Below are 25354 nucleotides of genomic sequence, written 5' to 3' on the forward strand. Positions count from 1 at the left end.
TATAAAATTATGGCCGTTGTGTTGAAAAAAAATGGACAAGGAGGGGACATGAATGATAATGGACGCAGAATTGGATGCTTATCGACTTTCTGGTGAAAAGGTACGCGTCGTACGCGATGGATTGGAGTCCAACGATGTGGTTGGCATTGTACTGGCATGGGATGATGAACAGGTGCTTATTCGCCGCCAGAATCGACGTGTGGTCAAGTTGGATCGCAGCTATACATATCAGCCGTTCAGCGAGCCGCGTCACAATCCGATAGATCTGGATTAAGAAACGAGTTCCAAATGGGGATTGGCTAAAAAACGGTGTGTTTCATTAGGCATACAGAAACTCTAAATCGGACACAGTAATGAAGGAAAACTCAACAGAGAGGGCGTGCTGTGTCAATGACGGTTATGGACGAAAAAGTACATGCATACAAGGATCAAATCAGCCATTTGGAAGATAAGTTGCCCGAGGTAGTTCATGCCTATCATCACTTTACCGGAGAATGCTTTCAAGCCGGCAGTTTAGATGAAAAAACCAAGCAACTGATTGCGCTAGGTATTGGCTTATTTGCCAACAATGAGGTGTGTACGTTTTATCATGTGAATGAGGCGCGCTCCAAAGGAGCCAGTGATCAGGAGATTATGGAGACCGTTGCTGTAGCTGCTGCAGTTGGTGGAGGACATGCTCTAAGTCAAGGGGTTACCCGTGTACAGAAGGCGTTACATTAAAGCGAATCATTCATACAGGTAACTTATAATCGTAATAGCGGACATAGATTGATCTCAACAAATGATGGTTATGAAAATGGTTATGAAAAGAAGCTTCCGAGCACAGTTAGTGCCTGCGGAAGCTTCTTTTTGCGTGTAGTGCGGGGATTATGCTCTTTTACTTGCAGCAAAAGCAGCAGGGCGAGGGGATTTATGCTTGTTGTAGGCAGAAGAGGATGAAACCCAACTTCGCCCAACAACGCGTAGGGGTTTGGGGGTTGAGTTATTGGGTAATTCGGGGCGATATTTCTCTGGTAAAGGTAGAGCTGCCGTATGAGGCAAAGAGGTAGGGAGCCCCAAATAAGCTCGCATTCGTTCATACATTTCTTTGCGGAATGCGGACATAGGCATACGGAACTGTTCTTTGACGCCTTTATATATATAGGTGGCGTGAACGCCGGAGTGGTTTTGTTGGATGTCTAGAACACGAATGTGATACTTCTTAAATTCATGTTTGATTTCAGATAGCAGGATTCCGGTACGATCTATTCCTGCGTTAACCATTTCGACATAAAGATCAGGGGTTTTCAGCACGCCGCTTTCCTCAAGAATTAGGCTGTCACGCTCAAATACTTTTTGAATAAAGGTAAGGAGCAGATAACTTTTCACAAGAGAGCATGGATGCTGAGTAGTATCTGAAGAGATCATTACCATTCACCGCCTTAGGGAAATGTGATGATAATTCATAGTCATCGAAGTGAAAGAACATAAGTTAATAGGAACTCACGTTCTTATATTATCGTATTATTCCTTTTTTATCAAGAATAAATAAAGAAAAATAAAAGGTTTGACAACTTTATTTGAGCATGGTATGATCTATCTTGTCGCTAAGAAAGATTGATTCTTTTGAAATAGACGACAAATATATATGCGGTCGTGGCGGAATTGGCAGACGCGCACGGTTCAGGTCCGTGTGGGCTAACCCCCCGTGGAGGTTCGAGTCCTCTCGACCGCATCCATTTAGAAAAGGTTTATAGAATTGCTCTCGTAGCAGTTTTATAAGCCTTTTCTTATGTTTCGGAGTTATTGCAGATTTCCCAGGAAGGACAATGTAAGGACTTGAATTTTATTCAAGTCCTTGAGCAATTCTTTTATAAGTTCAATTTTTAAGATATGATAGAAAGTAACACGTTTTATGATGAAGCTATTGAAAGGTTGGATGGAAGATGGAGAAAGCAACTTTTGCAGGTGGGTGCTTCTGGTGTATGGTGACTCCGTTTGAGGAGCAGCCGGGGATTCATAGTATTGTCTCAGGCTATACTGGAGGGGCGATTTCCGATCCGACCTACGAACAGGTTAAAACAGGAACAACAGGGCACTATGAGGTGGTGCAGATTACGTTTGATCCTGAGCTGTTTCCTTATGAAAAGCTACTTGAATTGTATTGGCCGCAAACAGATCCTACCGACGGAGAAGGTCAATTTCAGGACCGAGGCACACAATATAAACCTGCCATTTTTTATCATACGGAGCAGCAACGTGAGCTTGCACAGCAATCCAAGGAACAGTTGGTACAAAGCGGACGCTTTGATAAGCCAATTGTAACGGAGATTCTTCCCGCTTCGATTTTTTATCCGGCAGAGGATTATCATCAGGATTATCACAAGAAGAATGTGAAACATTATAAGGAAGATCGAGCCCAATCCGGTCGTGATGAATTTATCGACAAAAACTGGTAATCAGCTTTAATATACGTTATTATGCGCACTTCAAGGCAGATCAGAGATTATATCTCAGATCTGCCTTGTACATATTTAAACGGTTTTACTCACACAATGAAGGGACAGAGAAGGAGGCTGACCCGCAAATGAGTACACGACGGAAGCTGCACATGAGAAATATCATAAAAAAGGCTTTAAAAGCATCACGCAGCCGGAAGGATTCGTCTTATGCGCTTATACACCATGCAAGATCTAGAATGCAAATAATTGTAGTGCTTTGTATTTCAGTCTGTATGTTATTTATGATCTGTAAAACTGCTGTTGCCGAAGCAATAGACCAGCAGAACCAGCAGCAAAAAAAGGTTGCTGTCATTATTGATGATTTAGGGAACAATATGAAAGGTACCGAGGAGATTCTAAATTTACCCGTCAAAATCACCGTTGCTGTCATGCCCTTCCTGCCAACAACCAAACAGGACGCTATGGAAGCGCATAAGCGTGGTCATGATGTTATCGTCCATCTTCCAATGGAGCCCAAGCAGGGCAAGCCTGAATGGCTTGGACCTGGAGCAATCAAGGCTAATATGACGGATGAAGAAGTACGCGCCAAGGTGACAGCAGCAATTAAGGATGTTCCTTATGCCATAGGAATGAACAACCATATGGGCTCCAAGGTCACCTCAGACAAGCGCATTATGTCCGTCGTTCTTGATGTTTGTAAGGAATATGGACTATTTTTTGTTGATAGCCGTACTAATTATTGGTCAGTGGTGCCTGAACTTGCCGCTAAAAAGGGAATGCCACCGGTGCGAAATGATGTTTTTTTGGATGATGTTCATACACTCGCTCATGTGAATCGGCAACTTAGTAAAGTGGTCGAATGGTTGGCAGAGCACGACACCTGTGTAACGATTGGACATGTCGGCGTGTCCGGCATGTATACCTCCTCAGGGCTTCATTCATCGGTCCCTAAATTAAAGGAGCATGCACAATTTGTCGGTATTAGCGATCTGGTGCGTGATGTATGGGGATGGACAGGAGACCCAGCCACGAATACTACCATGCCGTCAGATGCGCAATAATGCCTTCGGCAATAGCTTCAGCAATCCTTTTTTGACCGTGATCCCCGGAAAGCATGGCTCTGTCCTGCTCGTTGCTGATAAATCCGGTTTCCACTATTACAGCGGGATGTTGGATTTTATTCAGAAGATAAAAGGGTTTTCCATATATGGTTTGTCTATTCATGCAAAATATGCGGTTTAATGAATGCTGAATCCGTTCAGCTAACAGATAGCTGCTGCCTTCATCCTGATACAGCACAATGGGGCCGCGTTTTTCGGCACGTTTGGTCCAATTGACATGCAGACTGACAACCAAAGAAGTAGGCAGTTGCTCTGTCAGGCTTTTACGTTGGGCGAGATCTTTAAGATGCCGCGATTTGGACTGCAACCAACGGTTATCATCACTCAGTGCGTAGTCCTTGTCCCGATTCAGGACAGCAGGGTAACCCTGGGAACGTAAGATCAAGTATAGTTTTTGAGCAATAGCAAGATTGATATCTTTTTCCAGAAGTCCTTTGTGACTTGTTCCACCATCCACACCACCATGACCTACATCTATCAGGACCACGGGTTTGGCAAAAGCGTGATAGGACCGGTTGAACGGGGGTTCTGTATGCTTGTTTATTTCGGTGCTTTTCTCGTCAGGCTGAGTAGTTGCATAAGCAAACGGGGTAAATACAGCACTACAAAGGAGGTAAAAACTTAACCCCAGCCCGGCCAGGCACATCTTCTTTAACTTTTTATTCAACACGTTCTATTCCTCCAATGGACGAATTGATTGTTTACTGAGAACCATGCATAACAGACGTCAAACCTAAAGTAGCGTAGCTGTCTTCAAATATAACAATAAGCCTTGAGGAAACTGTTATATTGAAGATAGTATGTTCCATTTAAGGGAAACCATGCATAGTTATCCCGCAAGGGTTAGAGCTGCTGAAAACTGTGCAAGCTAGTGGTATCTGAACCTAACGTGTAATTTGGTATTTCCAAGATACGGTGATCGGAAATGTTAGGTCAGATGAAGGAGGTCATGGAGGATGGCGAAGAGTGACGAACTGGTGACGTATATTACAGAGCGGATTGTGCGTTATATGGAAACGCCGCGCGATGTTCGACGCAGCCAAAAACAAGCCAAGGAGCCGTGGGTAAGCAAATGGTTTGGAATGTTGCCTCTCGCTCTAAAAATGTGGATAAAATCCACACGCAGAGGGCGAAGAGAGCAACGTTAAACACGCCAAAGAGACCACAAGAGGCATGGGGTATGCCATTTGAGGTCTCTTTTTATGTTGTTTAGGGATAATTTCGAATTATTTTTAATGGTCCTAAAACTACTAAGATTCCAAACGGTAAAATTGACCATGAGGCAACAGTTGTTTTAGGGGCACAAATCGGGAAAGACCATCGTGGTAGGTTAATGCATATAAAATGGGTTCGGACGGATGATTTGTAGATACCCAAGCTTGAAATCCGCTAATGGATAAGGGTCCCCCAAAGGCAAAATTGATGCTTGTGGCTGAAAAAATCATACGTGGTGAATTACTTAGCGCGTCCATAAATTGGTCTGTGTCATGAATGGAAAGTTTTTGCTTAGGTTGAAGCCAGCCCAGATCCTCATAGGGATCGAAAGGATCAGACGAGACAGTAACTGCTTGGGCCTGAGTTTTCAAAAAGGGTATAGATGAAGAAATCGCGTTGTTCTGAAGCTTATGTTTCCAGCTCCCATCTGTTACTTCTGCAGGTAGCGGATCGCCAGTAACCGCATCAATACATATTTGGCTACCCGTAGAGGAACGTACCTGCCAGTAGGCTAATAGGGGTTCCTCATACATAGGTGTAATTTGTAGCTTGTCGATAGAAGAAAATTCGGTTTTTGTGAGCGACTTCAGGGATTGGCGAAGTATATCCATACTATAAGGTCCGCCTGGCCCATTCCCGTATTCGTTGAGTTGATAAGAGCCGTTTGAGTCTGATCCGATAATCAGGTAGCCAATGTATTCTCCTGCATGGTTCACTTGAACAAGCCAGCTATGGGTTCCAGGTCCGAGCGGATGGTAGCTGAGCTCGGCGTCTTTCCACGAAGCAAAAGGGGCTTGCGACGATAGAGATTGTACGGTATCGCTCGCTGCCCGTTTCACGTCCTCAGGCACCCCTTGCTGCTGAGTAGGAGGCTTTGATGAAACGTCACCCGGGGATGTGGAAGAAGTAGAAGGGCTCCTGGATTCCATTGGAGGAACATGGGAGCTTTCGTTGTAGTTGGGTGCTGAGCTTACATTGCTTTCTTGAACGGCTGAGGGAGCCGCATGAATGGAAGCGAACGGACAGACTGCGGACAGGCCGATCAGCACAGCTGCGATCATACCTACGCTATAATGCCCGGAATGATTTTTTTTCAATGGAATCCACCTTTCTGTCGGATGGCTTGCCGACGGAGGCATTCTTTTTTAACTAGCATACAGCTTGTCCGATGAAAAGACTGCTGCACTCTGTCGGCGCAAATGTCGTATCCAGGTTCGCTTTTTGCTGTCGATACATAGGGGACAAGCTTGACCACGCTTGTGGTTCCAGCAGCGGAAACTGATGTAGGCTGAAGCAAGATGTTACAACTTGACGACATGTCTGCTACTAACCTGCGAAGGAGGGTGAGATATCAGTTACCGCAGATGAAATATGCCGCAGTTAATGGCGGATACGAGTACCTTTGGCTCATATTGCCATACCATTTCTTTACGACGGGCTTGATGCTGCTCTAATACGGATTCTTTTTTATCCTCTTCCTCTTTCTGTTCCTTGATTAGATCTTCATAGTAGTGGTCAATAACCTCTAGCTCCTCGCGCAGTCGTTCCTTCGCCTGCTCAGCCCAATCATAATCTTGCTGTCGGAGCTGTTCGGTGAGATAGCTTTCAAGCGAGGTGGAAGCCTCAGGGACAGATAGCTGCGCTGGCTGTACATGCATATTGCCTGCCAGCAGCGGGCTGAGCTGCCGGGTTTCGAGCATAGCGCCAAAATTGGCTACAATAGTGCCACTTTTGAGTGAAATACCTAGCCACTGAAGTTCCTCGCGCTTCAAATCGCAGGCAAACTCAATCTTGTAGCAGACGCTGAGCCAAGCTTCGTAGACTACAGGAGAACGGGCAGACAACTGACGGGCATCCGGCTGCTCGAACAAATAAACATATTTTCCTCCATCCCGAGCAGCTTCAAAAATTTGATGCAGCCGACGGCTTCCGTATCGGAGCTCCTCCTGCATAATGCGACCAGGCCCTAATTGCGGTAACGTCGGTACATGACCGAAGTAACGCCCCATGACCTGATCTTGTGCTGCGTTGCCAGCTACAGGAGCTGGTGGCGTCTGATCCGCTAAACGTTCCTGTTCTGTCCGATAGGCTTCCCCATCAAAGATGAATGTGAAGGACATGGTTTGCGCTGGAACGCCAGTACGCTCTACGTATCCCCAATAGTAGGGGCGATTTGTCAAGGCTTTATCTGCCTCTGGAGACAGCTTGACAGTTACATGGTGGGGAGACCTCTCAATGATGCTGCACCCAGTAGATTCCAGATAAGTGTGGACAAAACGCTGGACTTGCTGTGCATTCATAGTCAAGGCTAGCGCCCCCCTTTCACACTGCGTCGAGCTTTGGTTGGAGGAACTGCATCACCTGCTAAGCCTAACAAATCCTCGGTAACACTTGAGCTTACTCCTGTTAGCCGTCCTTTAAGCTGTTTTGTTCCAGGTGACTTATCGGTTACTACATTTGGAGAGACTGACGGGTCTGTGCGTATTTGTGCTATTTCTTGTTTGATGGAATCCAGCGAGTGGCCCAACTTTTGCATTTTTCTACGAATCTCATCATCACTACTGGACTCAAGCATGATTTTATATAAACTCTTTTCAATGGATTCTTTTTTCTCAAACTTTTCCAGAATAACGTCCAATCCGCCAATGACCATCTCAAACATATTAATCTTTTCATGCAGAAGGTGCAGGATATGCTCTTCAATCGTTCCGGTAGTGGATAGGTTGAAGATATTTACGTCATGCTTCTGTCCAAGTCGATGCACCCGTCCAATCCGCTGTTCCACGCGCATGGGATTCCACGGCAAATCGAAGTTAATCATGTGGTGACAAAATTGCAGATTAATGCCTTCACCGCCTGCTTCTGTAGCAATCATGACCTGAATGCGACCACGGAACAGATCCATCATCCAATCTTTGCGGCCCCGGTTCATACCGCCTCGATAAGGAACAGCAGATAGCCCGCGATCCCGGAAATAGTTTAGTAAATACTCCTGTGTGGCTCGATATTCTGTAAAAATAATCACTTTTTCGTTCATCTTCCGGATGAGCTCCAATGCTTTTTCTGCTTTGGAATTGGCCTTGATCGCTTTAATGTGTGCGACCAAGTCCCAGACACGATCGCGTAGGGGAGAGTCAGGAGCCATCTTTTTGGACAAATTGACCAGCGTGACGAACACAGCGTCCCGGCTACTGCACACCTCCCGTTGAAGGGTAACGAGAGACAGCATGCTGCTTAAATTTCCGCCATTCGCCTGATATTGTTCTTTGACAAAAGAGGTCACCCCATCGTACAGCGCTTGCTCTTCTGGCGAGAGTTCCAAGTGAATGTTGGAAACATTTCGTTTAGTGAATTGAACAGGACCTTCTCCACGACGATTGCGGATCATGACTTTAGACAGCTCATCCTTGAGCTGGTCTTCATTTTTGGGCAGACGTTTATCTACAACAAAGTTGGCTGAAAAATCGCCTTGTCTTCCCAATTGACCGGGCTTGAGTAACGTGATCAGATTAAACAGCTCAGATAGATCGTTTTGTACAGGTGTGGCTGTCAGGAGCAAACAATATTTTTTACGCAACTTCATAATGAACTGGTAGTTGGATGTTTTTTTATTCTTCAGCTTATGAGCCTCGTCAATAATAAGCAGGTCATAATCGGTATCTAGCAGGATGTTACTATGTGGCTCCCGTTTGGCCGTATCCATAGAGGCGACGACGACCTCGGAAGACCAGGAATACGCTTTTTTCTGGGCGACTGCGGGAATGCCGAATTTGCTATTCAGCTCACGCACCCATTGCAGAACCAGAGAAGCGGGTACAAGAATAAGCACTTTGGAAGCCAGCCCGCGAACCAGATATTCCTTAAGGATCATTCCGGCTTCAATCGTTTTGCCTAGGCCGACCTCATCGGCAAGAATGGCACGTCCAGACATCTCAAACAGTACCTTTCGAGCGGTATCGAGTTGATGGGGCAGTGGAGTGAGGTCTTGCAAATGCTGAAGACATTGAAGCTCATCAAAGCTCGGCACCAGCTTGGCCTTTTCCGCCTCGATTGCCAGCTGATACAGATCCCAATCTCCCCAAGGACCTCCCTTGTGCAGGCGTTGGTCCAGCTCGTCCTGCCAGCTGCGGTCAAATTGTATCGGAACAGGCAATGGTGCTTGGCTTTGTGTGTGCTGGGAACTTGTCGGTTTGGCTTTCATGGTGATTCCCTCCCTCCTAGTAGTAGCACCGTTGAAGCTCTTGGCTCTGTCACATATATGACATCTATTTTGCACAGATCGTAGATGTAGTATGGACGGAAAAAGATATCTTCATAACAGGAGGGATAAAATCCTTTAGCTGCCTTCCATTAACTTTTGGAGTTTACTTTCCGTAGAAGTTTGCGCATTGGGGGTGTATATGCTGCAACGGAGATCGACACTGCCTTGTACCTGAAGGGAAGTCAGGTCAAATAACATTTTGCCAGCCTTAGCATGACGAAATTCAATGAGCACTTCTGGAGCGGAGCTTACCTCACTCTGATTCCAAAGCTCGTTAAACTCTGGGTAGGCCTGACTCATGTTTTGTATAAATTGAGCATACCAGGGGTCTGTCACGTATTGCCCGTAATAAGCGCGGAATATAGCAAGAAACCCCTTTACAAAGTGTTCCCAATTCACAGCCAGACTTTTAAACTCCTTTTTGGTAAATAGCAGTTCGATCATATTGCGCTGCTCATGTGGTAGTTCAGCAAAATCCATAAAAACATGAGCAGCAGCTTCGTTCCAGCCGACAATATGGCAGCGTCGATCTGAAATTATAGCAGGACAGTAGTGCAACTCTTGTACGATCTTTTGCAAAGACGGAGAAATGATCGCCTGCTCTGCAGGAGTAGGAAGGTTATGAGACCCGGCTTCCAGCGCTAAATCGTACAAATATTTACGCTCATCCGTGTTCAGCTGCAAGGCAGCAGCAATAGCATCCAATACGGAGGCGGATACCTTAATATCCCGTCCCTGCTCCAGCCAGGTATACCAGGTTGTACTGACACCTGCCAGCTGAGCGACTTCTTCTCTGCGTAAACCTGGTGTTCTGCGACGTGACCCTGGAGGAAGACCAACCATATGCGGATGTAGGCGGGCCCTTTTTGTTTTAAGAAAAATAGATAGTGCTTCCAGACGTGCTTCCGTTTTCATTAGATATTTTCTCTCCATTCGATGAGTGTATCTGAAGTAATTAAATCAGGCGGCTTACTATAGTAGTGTTCATTATACCAGGATAAACAAACACTTGTAATAGGATAAGACGAGGGTAAAATGAGGATTATAAGTAAGCCATCAAGCAGGAGGAATGAATAGCTTATGCAAAGAGTAGTGATAACAGGTATGGGTGTCGTTTCGCCATTGGGCAATGAAGTAGGCACGCTGTGGAACAATTTGCTGGAAGGCAATTCAGGTATACGTAAAATAGATTCATTTGATGTGTCCGATTTAAAAGCACAAATTGCTGGATTGGTACAGGATTTTGATGCAGAAAAGCAGTGGGGCCGTAAGGATGCCAGACGAATGGATCGATTTACCCAGTTTGCATTATATGCGGCAGAGCAAGCGCTCAAGGATTCTGGTCTGGAGCTGGATCACACTGATCTGGAGCGTGTAGGTGTCTATGTGGGGTCAGGAGTCGGCGGTTTGGATTCGTTGGTAGATAATGTGGACGTGCTGTTACATCGTGGTCCGGGTAGAGTTAGCCCAACGCTGGTACCTATGATGATCTCGAATATGGCTGCTGCACAAATAAGTATCGCGTTCGGAGCGATGGGTCCTACGCTTTCACCTGTAACGGCTTGTTCTATTGGGAACACTGCAATTGGAGAGGCGTTTCGGACCATTCGTACAGGAGATGCGGATGTCATTTTTGCCGGCGGAGCTGAAGCCGCAGTGTCCCGATTGGCCTTGGCAAGCTTCGCTAATGCAACTGCCTTGTCAACACGTAACGAGGAGCCTTCTACAGCAAGCCGACCGTTCGATCAGGATCGTGACGGCTTTGTCATGAGCGAAGGAGCGGGTATCCTGGTACTGGAGTCGCTGGAGCACGCTACCCGGCGTGGGGCGGAAATCTATGGTGAGGTCATCGGTTATGGAGCGAGTTCGGATGCCTATCATATGGTTGCACCGCATCCCGAAGGAACCGGAGCTTACCTAGCAATGAAAGCGGCCCTTCATTCGGCTCGCATCTCCCCTGAAGAAGTGGATGTGATCAGTGCCCATGCAACGAGTACGGCTGTAGGGGATATTGCTGAGACTTTGGCGATCCACAAGCTATTTGGTGAATATGCCTATCAGATTCCGGTTACCGCGAATAAGTCCATGCTAGGTCATATGCTAGGAGCGGCGGGCGGTGTCGAAGCAATTGCGCTTGTTCAAAGTCTTCGGGAAGGTATCATTCCGCCAACAATGCATCTAGACAATCCCGACCCTGCTTGCGATCTGGATTATGTACCTAACGAAGCACGCAATGCTCCACTAAATATTGGGTTATCTAATTCTTTCGGCTTTGGGGGTCATAATGCGGTCATTGTGCTGAAACGCTATGAGTCATAATACGTAATGAGTTTTGAACCTCAGGTGCTCTATCCGACTGGATCTAGCATTTGAGGTTATTTTAATTTAGGCATGATAGATTCAATTTAAATAAGAGATAGAGTAAGATGGAGGAAAACATTTGGAGGGACGGGAAACCATGATCATAATCAGGAACATAGAGCCAGCAGACGCTGAAGTATATTGGAATTTAAGACTGGAAGCCTTAAAAATGAACCCCGAAGCTTTTGGAACCTCCTACGAGGAAGCTGTACAAGTTTCGCTATCTGATGTAGTGAAGCAAATACAAAATAAGAGAGACCATTACATACTTGGTGCATTTACAAAGGATCATCAGCTGGCTGGCATGACCGGATTTAAAAGAGAACACAAAACAAAGACACAGCATAAAGGAACGATTTGGGGAGTTTATGTACTACCGATTTACCGAGGTCAGGGGATCGCTAAGAAACTTGTATTGGAAGTTATCAGTCGAGGTAAGAAAGTGGAAGGATTGAAACAAATCAATCTGAGTGTGGTGGCTGCCAATCAAGCAGCTGTCGAGCTTTATAGGAAATTGGGGTTTAAAACCTATGGTATTGAAAAGAACGCTTTGGAATATCAAGGTCAGGGATATGATGAGGAACTCATGGCTTATTTTTATTAAGGGTGAAAGGTTTTGAAAAACATGAAAATTGATCGATTGCTTTCTATCGTCATTTTGCTGCTGAAAAGAAATAGAATACAAGCAAAGGAACTCGCTGATTTGTATGAGGTTTCGATTCGGACGATTTATAGAGATATTGAAGCGATTAGTCTGGCTGGTATCCCAGTAGTAACTTTTCAGGGAGCAGGTGGAGGAATCGGCCTGATGGAAGGATATCGCCTGGATCGAAGTATGCTGACGGATCATGATATCAAGGACATTGTGATGGGCTTACAGAGTTTGTCCTCGTCGTTGGGCAGTCCCAACGTATCCCGGTTACTTCATAAATTTGAAAGCATTATACCAGAGTCTGAAAAAGAGCAATTTAGTGTCCGTACCACACAGTTTATCGTCGATCATTCGGGATGGGGAAATCAGTCTGTCCAGGAAGCTAAATTAATCAAGATAAAAGAGGCAATGAGTCAAGCCCGTACGGTTGCTTTTACCTATCGAAATGCGGAAGGGGCCCGAACAGAACGGGATGTGGAACCGCATACGCTTGTGCTGAAAGGGCAACAATGGTTTGTGTATGCGTATTGTCCCGACAGGGGGCAATTTCGGTTGTTCAAGCTTTCCCGTATGAATGAGCCTGTGGTTACAGAGACGGCTTTCATTCGCAGGGATCTTTCTAATGAAGTGCTGCCGTGGAATGAGGGGCGGATGACGGCATCCAGCGCTGTACAACCATTTACGCTACAATTTAACCGCACCTCAAGACATCTGGCGGAGGATTGGTTTGGTGTGGAAGCATTGAACGAGCAGGAGGAAGGGATTTACACGGTTTCAGTCCCGTTTCCTGAGGATGCGTGGGTGTACGGGTTTATTTTAAGCCTCGGACCGGATGTGATTGTCAAAGAACCAGCCCATTTGCGAGACAAGATTTATAAGATGGCGTTGCGTATTGCGTCTAATTATGAAGAAGAACAGGAATTATAGAATAATTATTAGACTAAAGTAAAACGAACCTGACCCATAGTTGTCAGGTTTGTTTCGTTATACTGGTGGCATACCAGATACGAATTGGCGAAAGGGGATTTACGAGAATGGATAAAGCTTGTCAAAGTTGCGGGATGCCACTGGAGCATGAGGGTCAATATGGGACGGATGCACAACATCATAATACAGATGAGTATTGCAAGTATTGTTACAAGGAAGGTGCATTTGTACAGCCTGACTTGACGATGGAGGGAATGATCCAGCAGTGTGTGCCGATCATGGTAGAAGAGGGGATGCAGGCAGAAGAGGCGATTTCGATGCTGCGTAATTATCTACCAAACTTGAAGAGGTGGCGATCTTCAGAGGATGCAGAGCTTCAATTTGATGGCCCCATTCGGGAGGAGTACCGAGGTGAAATCCATTTAATTGGACTAAAAGCACGTACAAATAATCAGAAGGAACAAACGTCCCACGGGATCATTCCAAACATGTGGGAACGTTTTGTAGGTGAGGATGTGGCAGGCCGGATCAGAGGTCCTCATGGACTTGCTTCCGTCTATGGTTGCTATACTGATTATGAAAATGGAGCTTTGGGCGAGTATACATTTTTTATCGGAAAGGAAGCGGCTGAGGATTTCCAAGCTCCTGACGATCTTGAAGAACTTGTAATTCCGGCTGCACGCTACGCTATTTTTCAGGCAACCCATGAACCTTCTTCTGTCTTCCGTGTATGGCAGACAATTTGGGCATGGGCCGCCACGGGACAAGGGGAGCGGACCTACACAGGTGATTTTGAAGTATATGGCAATCCAGATGAACCTGTTTTGATTTATATTGCAATCAAGTGATGATTTACAGTGATAGAAGAGAACCGTCTAGGCCGTTGTTGAGGCCCGGGCGGTTTTTGTTTGTTCAATCCATATGGATTTACCATCAAGTTGAACGTCGAGTCATCGCCCAAAAAATGAGAGCCAGAGCACTGACACCCGCCCCCAATAGGCAAACTCCGTTCCACCCAGCATAGGTATACATGTGAGTGGAGGTAATGGCTCCAGTGGCGCTACCGATGGAATAAAAGATCATGTAGCCTGCGGTAAGTCGGCTCCGTGCTTCAGGGCGAACGTTGAAAATCAAGCTCTGGTTAGTGACATGTACAGCCTGTACGGCCAAATCCAAAAGAATGACACCAAGAGTTAAAGCGAATAGAGAATGCTCGGTGTAGCGTATAGGTAGCCAGGACAGCAGTAATACAACTAGTGCGATACCTGTCGTTCGTTGTCCCAAGCCTTGATCAGCAAGTCGCCCTGCTTGGGCTGCTGCTAATGCTCCGGCGACTCCAGCCAGGCCGAAGGCCCCAATTGCAGTGTGTGAAAGAGACAATGGGGGAGCACTAAGAGGTAATACAAGCGAAGTCCACAATATGCTGAACGCTGTGAAAATAAGCAGCGCAAGGACAGCACGAATACGCAGAATTCGTTCTTGGGCGAACAGTGCGATAACCGAGCGAATCAGCTGCGCATAGGAGAGTGTGGCGCTTGTGGGTTCGTTCTTTGGGAGTACTCGCAATAGAGCCACAGCCATAAACAGCGTAAGTATAGCAGAAATAAGGTAAACTGAACGCCAGCCTGCCAGATCAGTTAATACTCCGGCAACGGTTCGTGCGAGTAAAATGCCGATAACGACTCCGCTGGTTACCAGTCCTACGACCTGCCCGCGTTCAGTCGGATGAGCCAAGGTCGAGGCGAATGCCACGAGTGTTTGAGTCACTACAGCCAGCAACCCAACCATTGCCATGCCCATAAGCAGTATTGTACGGGTAGGGGCAGAGCTAACCAGGATTAATGCCAGCACAGACAGCAGCATCTGTCCTGTAATCAAGCGCCGCCTGTTCAAGAGATCGCCAAGCGGGACGAGTAGCAGCAGTCCTAACGCATAACAAATTTGCGTGACGGTAATAACGATACCGACCGATGAGTGTGTAATGCCAAACTCGTGCGCCAGCGCATCCAGTAATGGCTGTGCATAGTAAATGTTAGCGACAGCCAGCCCGCAGGCTATGGCAAACAAGAGCGCCACAGACCGGGATAGGACCGGAATGGGAGCTATTTCGGCAGTGCTGGCTACCGTTTGATGGGGGAGCAGTATCGCTTTTTCTTCTGACGTCTTCATTTTCACATACCACGTCGCTTTCTGTGATTTACATACCGATCAGTATAATATACCGATCGGTATGTAATAATTTTAGGTCAATATAACTCTCGTCAATAAGAATTGTCAAGGGTTTAACCCGTACATATTTGACAGCCGCTTCTGAAGATCATACAATCTTAATATACTGAACGATACAAAAAGAAGGGGTTAAATATGGTTCGACCACGAGAATTTGATGAAGATCAAGCGTTGGATGCAGTGATGCAAGTTTTTTGGGAAAAGGGATTCGAGGCCACGTCTTTAAGTGATTTGACCTCCCGTATGGGAATACAACGCCCCAGCATATATGCTGCCTTTGGGGATAAAAAGCAATTATTCGAAGTTGCGCTGCGTAAATATACGCAATCTCATGCAGCTTGTGTAAGGGCTAAACTGCAAAATAGTTCATCTGTAAAAGAAGCATTTTACAATTTTTTTGGGGGAGTGGTGGCGGAAGAGTACGAGAAGGAGTCTAACAAGGGATGTTTTTGCATCAATACAATGGTAGAGTTAGCCCCTCATGATGAGAGGTTTGAAATTTTAACCAGAGAACATCAGATGTATCTTTCTGCTGTCTTTCAGGCGACCCTCGAACGTGGTATTCAATCTGGGGAGCTTGAGGTGACTATGGATGCACGAGCTTTGGCACATACTTGAGTCTCTTTGTTAATCGGGATAACTGTGATGATGAAGTCACGCCCAGCGCGTTCTTTTGTGGATCATGCGATTACGACCGCACTTATGTTGCTGGATGGAAAATAACTTAGGACAGGAGAACACTCGGATGCCACACATAAAAGCTATTCAAACACCGCTTGGTGAATTGCATGGACGGGATGCGGTCTATTTGGATCAGGTTCATATGAACTATGTGAAAAAAGAGCTGGTTTTGAAGGGAGAGATTAATGGGAGTTTAGCGTCGGAAGCAGTAGACGATTTTGTACCCTATGAGCTCATATTTACAGCAGTCTATTACTTTAATATGATTGAACTGGATGTGGCTCTAGACATGTCTGAGCAGAAGTATGCGCAAGGTAGCAGTTTTGACGAGCTTACAGATACGCCAATATTAGCGACAATAGCTAGTGCACGGGGGAAAAATCTAAGACACTTTCTGTTGAAAACCTATGACGATATATTAGAAATCGCTTGTAGAGACTATAAGATGACTATATAACAAAGCTGGTTTTTAGAAGAGAAGGAGGATCAATGGATACCCAAATTGAACGATTTAACGTGATCATACGTGTGGTGCAAGGGGATATTACCCGTTGTAAGGCGGATATTATCGTCAATGCAGCAAATACAAGCTTGCTGGGTGGCGGTGGTGTAGATGGTGCGATTCAAAGAGCTGGTGGTCCGGCTATATTGGAGGATTGTGTCCGTATCAGAAACAAACAAGGGGGATGTCCGGTAGGAGGCGCGGTTTATACGACGGCTGGCAAGCTGGATGCCCAATATGTTGTTCATACGGTTGGCCCAGTCTGGAATGGTGGCGACCATCAGGAAGAAGAACTATTGGCGACATGCTACCGTCATACACTGCAATTGGCTCTAGAATTGAATGCAAGCAGCATTGCTTTTCCCAATATCAGCACAGGCATCTACCGATTCCCAAAAGAAAAGGCGGCCGAGATTGCTATACAGGAAGTGACATGTTTTGTACAGGAACATGCTGGGTTGAAAGAGATTATTTTTGTTTGTTTTGATGCGGAAAATGCTCAGTTATATAGCCGTAAGCTACAGTCACCTAAAGATTAATTTTTTAGTATACATACTTAAGCTCCTCATTTACCTTAATCCAACGAATGAGTTGATGTAAGAGTGCTCAACTGGAGGTGTGTTATGCTGGCTAAGCTGGTAAATAAGATTCCGCGGGATTGGCTTGTATTCATGTATAAGCATACGCCGTTTACTCGATTGAAAAATGCTTTGGTGTACCGGGCACAACACAAATTTTTAATTGCTGTGCTGGGCATTTTCACGAATGAGGCCGGGGAAGTGCTGCTATTAAAGCACGTATACCGGAAGCAGCCGTGGGGGATTCCCGGCGGCTGGATGGAGCTAGAGCAGCCGGAAATTGCCCTGCGGCGCGAAGTCCGGGAAGAAACCGGGCTGGAGGTAGAGATCACCTCATTGGCGCAAGCCCAGTTTGGCCAGTTGCCGAACCGTGTGGATCTTATTTTTACAGGCCGGGTGATCCCGGGTACCTTTCGACCAAGCGCTGAAATCTCCGACATTTGTTATTGCCGCGTAGGGGAATGGCCGGAAGGTTTGCCAACACACCAGAAAAAGCTTATTCAGAAGTTGCTGAAGTAAATGTTCACCCCATGCTCATGTTCAGTCCATGTTATGGAAAATCGGGTTTACAGGCGTTTCAGGAATACGCTGATGCGTTCCAGAGCCATTTCCAGCTGTTCACGCGATGACGCATACGAGCAGCGGATAAAGCCTTCGCCGCCTGGGCCAAATGCGGAACCCGGGACCGTTATAACTCCTTGTTCTTCCAGCAGTCGCTTGGCAAACTGTTCGGAGCTTAACCCTGTATGCGCAATGGAAGGAAAAGCATAGAAGGTACCGTTTGGTTCATGACATGGAAGTCCTGTCTGACATAGGCCTGCAACGAACCATTTTCGACGTTGATTGTAGGACTCCATCATACGATCTTTCTCCTCTAGCCCGTTGCGCAGGGATTCAATCGCGGCAATTTGCCCGATAATAGGAGCGCACATGGCTGTATATTGATGGATTTTCAGCATGGCTGAAATCAATTCTTTCGGACCGCATACATAGCCGACCCTCCAGCCTGTCATGGCAAATGCTTTGGAAAAGCCGCTGATGAGCAGGGTGCGTTCTTTCATTCCTGGCAGAGAAGCGAAACTTACATGCTGCTGTCCATAGGTCAATTCAGCATAAATTTCGTCCGATATGACAATAAGATTATGCTCCTCAACCAGACGGGCAATGGGTAGCCAATCCTCATAGGTCATCACCCCGCCTGTCGGGTTGTTCGGATAACAGAGAATAAGCACTTTGGATCGTGGAGTCAGCTTGGATTTGAGCGCCTCAGCTGTCAGCTTAAACTGCTGGTCGGCAGACGTTTCAACCGTTACGGTATGTCCTCCGTTCAAAAATGTGATGGGCGAATACGAAATATAACAGGGTGCTGGTATGAGTATTTCATCGTGTGTTGTGATGAGGGCGCGTAGCGCCAAATCCAATGCTTCACTGCTGCCAACAGTGACCATGATTTCATCTGCCGGGTTATAGGATGTACTGAAGCTGCTCTCCAGATATCCGGCAATTTCCTCGCGAAGCTCAGGGAGACCTGCATTGGGTGTGTATGAGGTTTTACCATTTTCCAGTGCTGTGATACAGGCCTTTCTCACATGTTGAGGGGTTATAAAATCCGGTTCACCGACACCAAGTGATACGATATCTTTTCTGCCTGCACTATATTCAAAAAACCGACGGATACCTGAAGGCGGCATTTCCCGTACAGCCGGAGTCAAAAAATCAGTTATAGATACTGCTGTCGATACATTTGTCATGTTGATTCCTCCTTATTGAAAAACAAAAAAACCCGCCCCTGTAAAAGGGACGAGTTTATACCCGTGTTACCACCCTAGTTTCATTCCATAGGAAATGACACTCTGTTCACGTATCCATCAATACGTGTTCCGGTTAACGCTGGAAAGGCGGCAGAGCTTACTTCAGGTTCAGCCCGCTTCTCAGAGATGGCGTTCAGCTACCCTCGGAATGTTGGCTTTCACCTGCCCCAACTCTCTGCAAATCCGCTGTATAGCTTACTCGTTCTCGTCATTGAAATTTGTTACCGTATCAATTTAGGTGTAATTATAAGCACAACATTTCAGAATAGCAAGTCTTTTTTTATAATTCTGGAAGACAGAAGCATCATCATTGACGACTGGAAGATTACGTATATAGTGGTATCATGGGGAATTCTGCCCCAAAATTTCACTGTGTTAAGACTATATTGGCTAGAGAGGGATGGTGTCCATATGAATGTATTTGAAGGCTTTAACGAAAAGGTTTTGCCTCAAGGATGGAGGTGGATCAACGAACCAACTGTATGGAGCTTCGATGAATCCAAGGCTTTACAAGTCTCTGCACCTTCACAGGCAGATTTTTTTAGAGATCCGTCCGGCGCAGTTATCAAATCGTCCGCTCCTTTTTTGCATACCACCCTACATGGAGATTTTACAATCTGGACGAGGGTTCGTGTCGATATGAAGCAGCCCTATGATTCAGGATGCTTGATGGTGATGGCGGATGATACTCATTGGGCTAAGGTATGCTTTGAATACTTTGAGAATACCCCCTCGATCCTTAGTGTGGTCACACGGGATACATCCGATGATTGTATATCGGGGGCGATGGATGCTTCTAATCCATATTTGCGAGTAACACGAGCTGGAAATTGCTTTGCCTTTCATTATTCCTCGGATGGTCAACATTGGAAACTGGCCAGATATTTTGGCATGAATGTTACCAGCCAGCTAAAAGTTGGGGTTGTCGCACAATCTCCGGTAGGGGCGGGGTGTAATGTTACCTTTGATACTTTGACGATAACAGATCATGTGTTCGAGGATATACGAAACGTGGAATAAATAAAAGCCCTCTTTCTAAATGTGAAAGCGCTATAAGAGAGAACTGAAGAGACGTAAATACGCGTTCTTAGGCAGGAGGTAGATGGAAGTTTGCTGTTAAGAAGGAAGGGTTACAAGCTGCCCGGTATGTTGGGGGTGATGCTTGTAGCTACGTTGGGCTGTTTCGGACTCATTATGTATCTACAGTCCATAAGCGGGACGAGAATATATCAATTTCTGTACTGGGATATATTCCTGGCATGGGTTCCGGTGTTTATTTCATTGTTCATGGTGGCGTTATTCAGATTGCGAAATGCAAAAGTAAGAAATATTCTTTTATTTTTCGCCGCATGGGTATGGTTGTTTTTTCTGCCGAATGCTCTTTATTTAGTGACCGAACTACTACATGCATTCCGTTTGTACGATGTGAATCCTGGTACGCGTTTTTGGTTGAATACTCAATTTTGGCTAATCTTATTTACGTCCTTTTCGGCCGCTGGAATTGGTCTTTTTCTTACATCCCTTTGTGTATTGATGATCCACCGTATGTTGAGGAAGATTTGTTCAGGTTGGCTTGCATGGGCTGTAGTTTTTGTGATGTTATGGCTGGCCAGCATAGGTGTGTATATAGGCAGATTTGCCCGCTGGAATAGCTGGGATGTGTTGCTGCAACCGCTGGTGCTTTTTGCGGATCTTTGGAGATGGGCAGTACATGCAGGGGAGAAGCTTCATTTGCTGTCCTTTAGCTGGCTGGTGTTTGGGATGGCAATCATCTTTTATCTATTTATTTATATCTCTTTAAGTGAAGATTAGGATTTAGGCCGAGGACATGTATTCAATGAATACAGACTTCGGCCTTTTATCTGTGGCGAATTAGGAGTTGGAGTTATCTTCTTCGTGTACATCGTAAAGCACGCGCACAAGCAAATCTTGGCCGAAATTTCCGAATCTTTTACCAAAAATAGTGAGTCCTCCTTTGTTTTGCGATTGATCAGATACGGATAAACGCAGTGTAATATCGCTTTTGTAATCAAGTCCAATATCGTCTATGGTGACTTCTGATATACGGCACCCGTCAATGAAGCTTCCATGCTGGTTGATGCGAATTAACTTCAGCATGCCGTATTGATTCAAGTGTGGGGGCCACCAATCAGGATTGAGGACCCCGGGAACAGCTCCAAAATCGCCTGGGCTCGTCCAGTGACCGATGGCAATACCATTTATATGAAAACAAATATCAGACGGATAGTCCTCACAATAACACGGTGCTTCTGATCCCAGCTCTGCGGAAAATTGAATTTCGGTAAAGGATTGATTCGCTTTTAAGTAGTTAGGAATGCGGTATTCCAGAAAGCCTTCTGCCATCCAGATCATTTCAGAGTCCAGTCGCGCGGGATCTGCAAAATAGCGTGGATCATCAAAATCGCCGATAATGCTGTCTTTGGTCACTAATCCACAAGTAGAAACCGCCTGGTAGTTACTATAATGACCGATACGAATTTCTACCTCATACACATTTTTTTGTTCTCTGCTGCGCAGATCTACCATTAGCTTTTCCTTATTTAAATAGCACATTTTTCGGGTCCCGTGTTTACCGCTTACCGTATTGATTTCCACAAGCCCGCATTCTTCCAGTTTGCGAATATGCATCGTAATGGTGCCGTTGCTCAAATTTAGCTTGCTCGCAATATCATTCATACTTTGTCCTTGAACAGCAAGTAACTCAAGAATTTGAATGCGAATTTCCGAGCCCAGTGCTTTGAAAATATCTAACCCCGACATTAAGTCCTTAATATAAATCATAGCTATAGCCCATCCTTATCTATAAAAAATGTAATGTAAGCGCTTATATTTTTACTTTGATTTATGTTAAAATAAAATCATAAAGAAGTAAACTGCTTTTCTGTAAATATTTTTTACTAAAAGAAGAAGAGAGGAAATGACGTTCTAAAATAAGGTGTTTTTTATAATATAAATCGCATTTAAGTATTTTATTTAGTGTTCATTGCGAAAATATACTTAAATGCGATTTAATTTTGCTTTTTAAGTTACTCCAATCTATGTTTTATAATTATTTAAAAAGATTGAAAAATGCATTGACGAACCGTAGAATGGCGTGCTATATTTTATTTGTAAACGAATTCATTATTGATAAAGGTAAATGTTAATTATATGGTACATGAGAGGGATGATAATCACAGCGGCAATCAACAACGGGTTGTGTACCGCACAGTTAAAGATTAGGCCGAGTGGTATGAAGTTATTTTAACACTTAATGTATGCGGTTTCATTTTAATTTTAGGAGGGGTCGCGTTGACAAAGAAAAAAGGTTTTGCACTAACAATGGTTGTTCTGTTGTTGATGGTTGCTGCACTGGCAGGCTGTAGTGGAGGAAGTTCCAGTAGCGATGGAAGCAAGGAATTGACTTTCATGTTCCGTGGAGGAACGGATGAGCAGAAGGCTTATAAGGATGTTATCAAGAAATTTGAAGAAGAACATCCTGGTGTAAAGGTTAAAATGGTCGTGACGGCAGCAGACCAATATGCTACAAAGCTTAGAGCTGCAATTACAGGTAACAATCTTCCAGATATCTTCTATTATGCCCCTGGAGATTTGAAAGCTTATGTTAACAGTGGGGTGTTGAAGGATCTGACACCTTATATTGAGAAGAGCAAGGATATAAATCTGGATAACATTTGGAAATACGGTGTAGATTTGTATCGCTATGACGGTAAAATGGCTGGTCAAGGAAATATTTACGGTATGCCGAAGGACTTGGGTCCATTCGCCTTGGGTTATAACAAAACCATGTTTGAAAAAGCAGGTGTTCCATTGCCTGACAAAGACAAACCGTATACATGGGAGGAGTTCATCAAGGTTAACCAAGAGCTGACCAAAGATACTAACGGGGACGGCAAACCAGATCAGTACGGAACAGGCTTTAACGTTCAGTGGGCATTGCAAGCCTTTGTATGGAGTAATGGCGCTGATTGGCTGGATGAGAGCAAAACCAAAGTAACGATTGACGATCCGAAATTTGCGGAAGCGCTTCAGTTCTTTGCTGATATGCAAAACAAATATAAAATTACACCTGGCATTGAACAATCACAAACATTGGACACATATCAACGCTGGATGAAAGGCGAAATGGCGTTCTTCCCAGTAGGGCCTTGGGATATGAGTACATTTGAAAAACTGCCATTCGAATATGATTTGTTGCCTTTCCCAACAGGATCGACTGGCAAACCGGCAACATGGATTGGTTCTCTGGGTATCGGTGTTTCCTCTAAAACAAAATATCCGGATGAAGCTGTAGAATTGGTTAACTATCTGACTACTTCCAAAGAAGGCATGAAGCAGCTCGTAGATGCCAAGGTACAGATTCCGAATCTGCTGGATATGGCTGATGAGTGGGTCAAAGATACAAAAACAAAGCCTAACAACAAACAAGAATTTATTGATATCGTAAAAGACTATGGACGTGCATTACCAGGTAACTATACGTATAACGCAGAATGGTACGATATTTTCTTCACAGATATCCAACCTGTGCTGGATGGCAAAATTACGGCAGCAGATTATGTGAAGCAAGAACAACCGAAGATGCAGAAACTGCTGGATAAAGCGGTGGAGCAAGAGAAAAAATCACAGAAATAATGCGTAAATAGAGGGAAAAGGATGATGTTAGTGGCTGAATATCATGCTGCTAACATCATCTTCATTCCAAATCAGAAACAGAGGTGAGCCCTGTGATAACCAAATCTAATCTCTACCGCAAAGAGAAGATATATGGATACTTATTTATTCTTCCGCCTATTCTCGGTCTGCTAATCTTTACGTTGTTCCCGTTTGTCTATTCGTTATACGGCTCTTTTACAGACTGGGACGGATTGGGACAAATGAACTTTATTGGGTTCGACAATTTTAAGGATTTATTTAGCGATGAACTCTTTTACAAATCGATGTACAATACTCTTTTCTTAATGTTGGGTATTCCAATAGGTCTTGTACTAGCTTTACTACTGGCACTGGGACTGAATCGCAAGATTCCAGGTACGACAACATTTCGTGTGATCTATTATATTCCGGTCATTTCTTCGTTGGCTGCCGTTTCTATTATGTGGAACTGGGCCTACAACGGAGATTATGGTTTGGTGAACCAATTCCTTGAATTGTTCGGTATTAAGGGACCTAACTGGCTGATGGATAAGGACACAGTCAAACCGGCCCTGATTCTCATGACTGTATGGAAAGGTCTCGGATATACAATGTTGCTATATCTGGCTGCGCTGCAAAGCGTATCTCGCTCTTATTATGAAGCAGCAGAGCTGGACGGAGCTAGCGGATTCCAAATGTTCCGCAATATCACTTGGCCAATGGTGAAACCAGTAACCTTCTTCCTGGTCGTTACCAACATTATTGGTGGTTCGCAAATCTTTACTGAAATGAACATTATGACACCTACAGGGGGTCCGGAATACTCATCCGCCTCAATTGTCTTCTATATTTGGGATAAGGCATTCAAAAACCTGCAAATGGGATATGCCTCCGCGATGGCTATGATTCTCGGCATCTTCATTTTTATCGTAACTTTGATTCAATTTAAAATGAATGAAAAATCATCCTTTGATGGGGATTGATTTTCGCGGAAAGGAGTGAGGCTGATTATGTCCCATAGTCAAAAAACGAAAGTTACCAATATCATTATCTTTATTGTACTGGCGATTGGAGCGATTGCGATGATCGCACCGTTGCTTTGGATGTTGTCCACTTCGGTAAAAGAAAAGCAGGATGTCTTTGCACTCCCACCAGTATGGATACCAGAGGTGTTTCAGTTTGGTAAGTACAAGGAAATTTGGGAAGCAGGTCCTCTATTAAGCGGGATCAAGAACAGCGTGATTGTGGCTGTAAGTGTCACGGTTGTGGGTACTTTCACATCTAGTGTAGCCGCTTTTGCATTCGCAAAGCTGAGATTCCCTCATAAAAATAAACTGTTTTTGGCACTCATCGCATCCATGATGATTCCTTACCCAACAGTTATGATTCCACAGTTTATGATGTTCTCCAAACTTGGCTGGATAGATACGCTGTTGCCTCTGATCGTTCCCGGCTTGTTCGGTAATGTAGTCATGATCTTTTTCTTGCGGCAGTATTTGCTCAGTGTACCGGATGCTATTATCGAAGCTGCTAAAATTGACGGAAGCTCTTATTTCCGACTTTATTCATCGATTACGTTTCCGCTCATTAAGCCGGCAGTTGCGGCACAGCTAATTTTATGGTTTATGGGAATTTGGAACGATTACTTGGCACCGATTATTTACTTGAACTCACCAGAAACGCAGACATTGCAGCTGGTTATCGCGAATTTTAATGCGACTTACGCCATTCAGACGGACTATCCACTTATTATGGCGGCTTCCATAATAGCCTTGTTACCTGTGTTGATTATATTCCTAATCTTCCAGAAACAAATTATTGAGTCGGTTGCCATTTCTGGTGTCAAGGGTTAATTGAAACTTGCACTTGGACAATTCGGATGAATGATGTAACGCAGTCACCCTATGTACTGAGTAAAG

General features: G+C 44.9%; 26 protein-coding genes, 1 tRNA gene, 1 pseudogene and 1 other annotated feature. Of the genes and pseudogenes, 19 read left to right on the top strand and 9 right to left on the bottom strand.

The window, feature by feature from the left end:
* Positions 1-52: 52 nt before the first annotated feature.
* On the top strand, positions 53-274 hold the full coding sequence (locus ACH59B_RS09345; RefSeq protein WP_025364576.1) for a hypothetical protein: 222 nt from the start codon (positions 53-55) through the stop codon (positions 272-274).
* A 116-nt stretch (positions 275-390) separates the two neighbouring features.
* Positions 391-720, top strand: coding sequence for a carboxymuconolactone decarboxylase family protein (locus tag ACH59B_RS09350; RefSeq protein WP_153794978.1), 330 nt, complete (start codon positions 391-393; stop codon positions 718-720).
* A gap of 147 nt (positions 721-867) precedes the next feature.
* On the opposite strand, the gene ACH59B_RS09355 is transcribed toward ACH59B_RS09350, so the two are convergent.
* Positions 868-1407: a hypothetical protein gene (locus ACH59B_RS09355; RefSeq protein WP_153794977.1), complete on the bottom strand. Its 540-nt coding sequence runs from the start codon at positions 1405-1407 to the stop codon at positions 868-870.
* Between the two features lie 222 nt (positions 1408-1629).
* Between ACH59B_RS09355 and ACH59B_RS09360 the strand changes: the two genes are divergently transcribed.
* From ACH59B_RS09360 to ACH59B_RS09370, 3 genes are all read left to right on the top strand, one after another.
* A tRNA-Leu gene (locus ACH59B_RS09360) sits at positions 1630-1714 on the top strand.
* A 211-nt stretch (positions 1715-1925) separates the two neighbouring features.
* On the top strand, positions 1926-2438 hold the full coding sequence (msrA, locus tag ACH59B_RS09365; RefSeq protein ID WP_016819146.1) for a peptide-methionine (S)-S-oxide reductase MsrA: 513 nt from the start codon (positions 1926-1928) through the stop codon (positions 2436-2438).
* Positions 2439-2566: 128 nt separating this feature from the next.
* Positions 2567-3502: a divergent polysaccharide deacetylase family protein gene (locus tag ACH59B_RS09370; RefSeq protein WP_404303623.1), complete on the top strand. Its 936-nt coding sequence runs from the start codon at positions 2567-2569 to the stop codon at positions 3500-3502.
* Here ACH59B_RS09370 and ACH59B_RS09375 read toward each other — a convergent pair.
* Complete coding sequence (locus tag ACH59B_RS09375) at positions 3477-4232, bottom strand: N-acetylmuramoyl-L-alanine amidase (RefSeq protein WP_153794603.1); 756 nt, start codon at positions 4230-4232, stop codon at positions 3477-3479. The genes ACH59B_RS09370 and ACH59B_RS09375 overlap by 26 nt on opposite strands.
* Positions 4233-4518: 286 nt before the next feature.
* On the opposite strand from ACH59B_RS09375, the gene ACH59B_RS09380 reads away from it, so the two are divergent.
* The gene (locus tag ACH59B_RS09380; RefSeq protein WP_025364580.1) at positions 4519-4710 is read left to right on the top strand and encodes a YqzE family protein; all 192 of its coding nucleotides are present in this window, start codon (positions 4519-4521) and stop codon (positions 4708-4710) included.
* Between the two features lie 102 nt (positions 4711-4812).
* On the opposite strand, the gene ACH59B_RS09385 is transcribed toward ACH59B_RS09380, so the two are convergent.
* The 4 genes from ACH59B_RS09385 to ACH59B_RS09400 form a co-directional block, all read right to left on the bottom strand.
* Positions 4813-5874, bottom strand: a complete 1062-nt coding sequence (locus tag ACH59B_RS09385) for a hypothetical protein (protein WP_153794602.1) — start codon at positions 5872-5874, stop codon at positions 4813-4815.
* A 258-nt stretch (positions 5875-6132) separates the two neighbouring features.
* On the bottom strand, positions 6133-7083 hold the full coding sequence (locus ACH59B_RS09390) for a YqhG family protein (RefSeq protein ID WP_017425822.1): 951 nt from the start codon (positions 7081-7083) through the stop codon (positions 6133-6135).
* A 2-nt stretch (positions 7084-7085) separates the two neighbouring features.
* Complete coding sequence (locus tag ACH59B_RS09395) at positions 7086-8978, bottom strand: DEAD/DEAH box helicase (protein WP_153794601.1); 1893 nt, start codon at positions 8976-8978, stop codon at positions 7086-7088.
* A 135-nt stretch (positions 8979-9113) separates the two neighbouring features.
* Complete coding sequence (locus ACH59B_RS09400) at positions 9114-9953, bottom strand: helix-turn-helix transcriptional regulator (RefSeq protein WP_031463261.1); 840 nt, start codon at positions 9951-9953, stop codon at positions 9114-9116.
* 165 nt (positions 9954-10118) lie between these two features.
* On the opposite strand from ACH59B_RS09400, the gene fabF reads away from it, so the two are divergent.
* From fabF to ACH59B_RS09420, 4 genes are all read left to right on the top strand, one after another.
* On the top strand, positions 10119-11357 hold the full coding sequence (gene fabF, locus ACH59B_RS09405; RefSeq protein WP_031463262.1) for a beta-ketoacyl-ACP synthase II: 1239 nt from the start codon (positions 10119-10121) through the stop codon (positions 11355-11357).
* A gap of 139 nt (positions 11358-11496) precedes the next feature.
* Entirely contained in the window at positions 11497-12003 is a 507-nt protein-coding gene (locus ACH59B_RS09410; protein WP_031463263.1) for a GNAT family N-acetyltransferase, read from the top strand.
* A gap of 21 nt (positions 12004-12024) precedes the next feature.
* On the top strand, positions 12025-12978 hold the full coding sequence (locus ACH59B_RS09415; RefSeq protein WP_185094016.1) for a YafY family protein: 954 nt from the start codon (positions 12025-12027) through the stop codon (positions 12976-12978).
* A 107-nt stretch (positions 12979-13085) separates the two neighbouring features.
* A complete protein-coding gene (locus tag ACH59B_RS09420) occupies positions 13086-13826 on the top strand; it encodes a zinc ribbon domain-containing protein (protein WP_025364588.1) in 741 nt (246 codons plus the stop codon).
* An 85-nt stretch (positions 13827-13911) separates the two neighbouring features.
* Here ACH59B_RS09420 and ACH59B_RS09425 read toward each other — a convergent pair whose 3' ends face one another.
* Positions 13912-15147, bottom strand: a complete 1236-nt coding sequence (locus ACH59B_RS09425; protein WP_045244227.1) for an MFS transporter — start codon at positions 15145-15147, stop codon at positions 13912-13914.
* 195 nt (positions 15148-15342) lie between these two features.
* On the opposite strand from ACH59B_RS09425, the pseudogene ACH59B_RS09430 reads away from it, so the two are divergent.
* From ACH59B_RS09430 to ACH59B_RS09445, 4 genes and pseudogenes are all read left to right on the top strand, one after another.
* Positions 15343-15930, top strand: a pseudogene (locus tag ACH59B_RS09430) (TetR/AcrR family transcriptional regulator).
* Between the two features lie 22 nt (positions 15931-15952).
* On the top strand, positions 15953-16345 hold the full coding sequence (locus ACH59B_RS09435) for a hypothetical protein (protein WP_404303624.1): 393 nt from the start codon (positions 15953-15955) through the stop codon (positions 16343-16345).
* A 32-nt stretch (positions 16346-16377) separates the two neighbouring features.
* On the top strand, positions 16378-16929 hold the full coding sequence (locus tag ACH59B_RS09440; RefSeq protein WP_113050461.1) for an O-acetyl-ADP-ribose deacetylase: 552 nt from the start codon (positions 16378-16380) through the stop codon (positions 16927-16929).
* Between the two features lie 84 nt (positions 16930-17013).
* On the top strand, positions 17014-17487 hold the full coding sequence (locus tag ACH59B_RS09445; protein ID WP_016819162.1) for an NUDIX hydrolase: 474 nt from the start codon (positions 17014-17016) through the stop codon (positions 17485-17487).
* Positions 17488-17534: 47 nt separating this feature from the next.
* On the opposite strand, the gene ACH59B_RS09450 is transcribed toward ACH59B_RS09445, so the two are convergent.
* Complete coding sequence (locus ACH59B_RS09450; RefSeq protein WP_039277073.1) at positions 17535-18719, bottom strand: aminotransferase class I/II-fold pyridoxal phosphate-dependent enzyme; 1185 nt, start codon at positions 18717-18719, stop codon at positions 17535-17537.
* A 42-nt stretch (positions 18720-18761) separates the two neighbouring features.
* Positions 18762-19000: a binding site (T-box leader), on the bottom strand.
* Positions 19001-19190: 190 nt separating this feature from the next.
* On the opposite strand from ACH59B_RS09450, the gene ACH59B_RS09455 reads away from it, so the two are divergent.
* The gene (locus ACH59B_RS09455) at positions 19191-19799 is read left to right on the top strand and encodes a DUF1349 domain-containing protein (protein ID WP_113050462.1); all 609 of its coding nucleotides are present in this window, start codon (positions 19191-19193) and stop codon (positions 19797-19799) included.
* A gap of 90 nt (positions 19800-19889) precedes the next feature.
* Positions 19890-20591, top strand: a complete 702-nt coding sequence (locus ACH59B_RS09460) for a DUF1361 domain-containing protein (protein WP_113050463.1) — start codon at positions 19890-19892, stop codon at positions 20589-20591.
* A gap of 60 nt (positions 20592-20651) precedes the next feature.
* On the opposite strand, the gene ACH59B_RS09465 is transcribed toward ACH59B_RS09460, so the two are convergent.
* A complete protein-coding gene (locus tag ACH59B_RS09465) occupies positions 20652-21581 on the bottom strand; it encodes an ArsR/SmtB family transcription factor (protein WP_404303625.1) in 930 nt (309 codons plus the stop codon).
* Positions 21582-22091: 510 nt separating this feature from the next.
* Here ACH59B_RS09465 and ACH59B_RS09470 point away from each other — a divergent pair.
* The 3 genes from ACH59B_RS09470 (at position 22092) to ACH59B_RS09480 (ending at position 25288) form a co-directional block, all read left to right on the top strand.
* Positions 22092-23435, top strand: coding sequence for a sugar ABC transporter substrate-binding protein (locus ACH59B_RS09470; RefSeq protein WP_025364595.1), 1344 nt, complete (start codon positions 22092-22094; stop codon positions 23433-23435).
* 92 nt (positions 23436-23527) lie between these two features.
* Positions 23528-24418 carry a carbohydrate ABC transporter permease gene (locus tag ACH59B_RS09475; RefSeq protein ID WP_013370548.1) on the top strand — a complete coding sequence of 297 codons (891 nt, stop codon included), beginning with the start codon at positions 23528-23530 and terminating at the stop codon, positions 24416-24418.
* A gap of 27 nt (positions 24419-24445) precedes the next feature.
* On the top strand, positions 24446-25288 hold the full coding sequence (locus ACH59B_RS09480) for a carbohydrate ABC transporter permease (protein ID WP_013370549.1): 843 nt from the start codon (positions 24446-24448) through the stop codon (positions 25286-25288).
* Positions 25289-25354 lie beyond the last annotated feature (66 nt).

Source organism: Paenibacillus sp. DP01 (assembly GCF_044784315.1).
In the GTDB taxonomy this organism is placed as follows: domain Bacteria; phylum Bacillota; class Bacilli; order Paenibacillales; family Paenibacillaceae; genus Paenibacillus; species Paenibacillus polymyxa.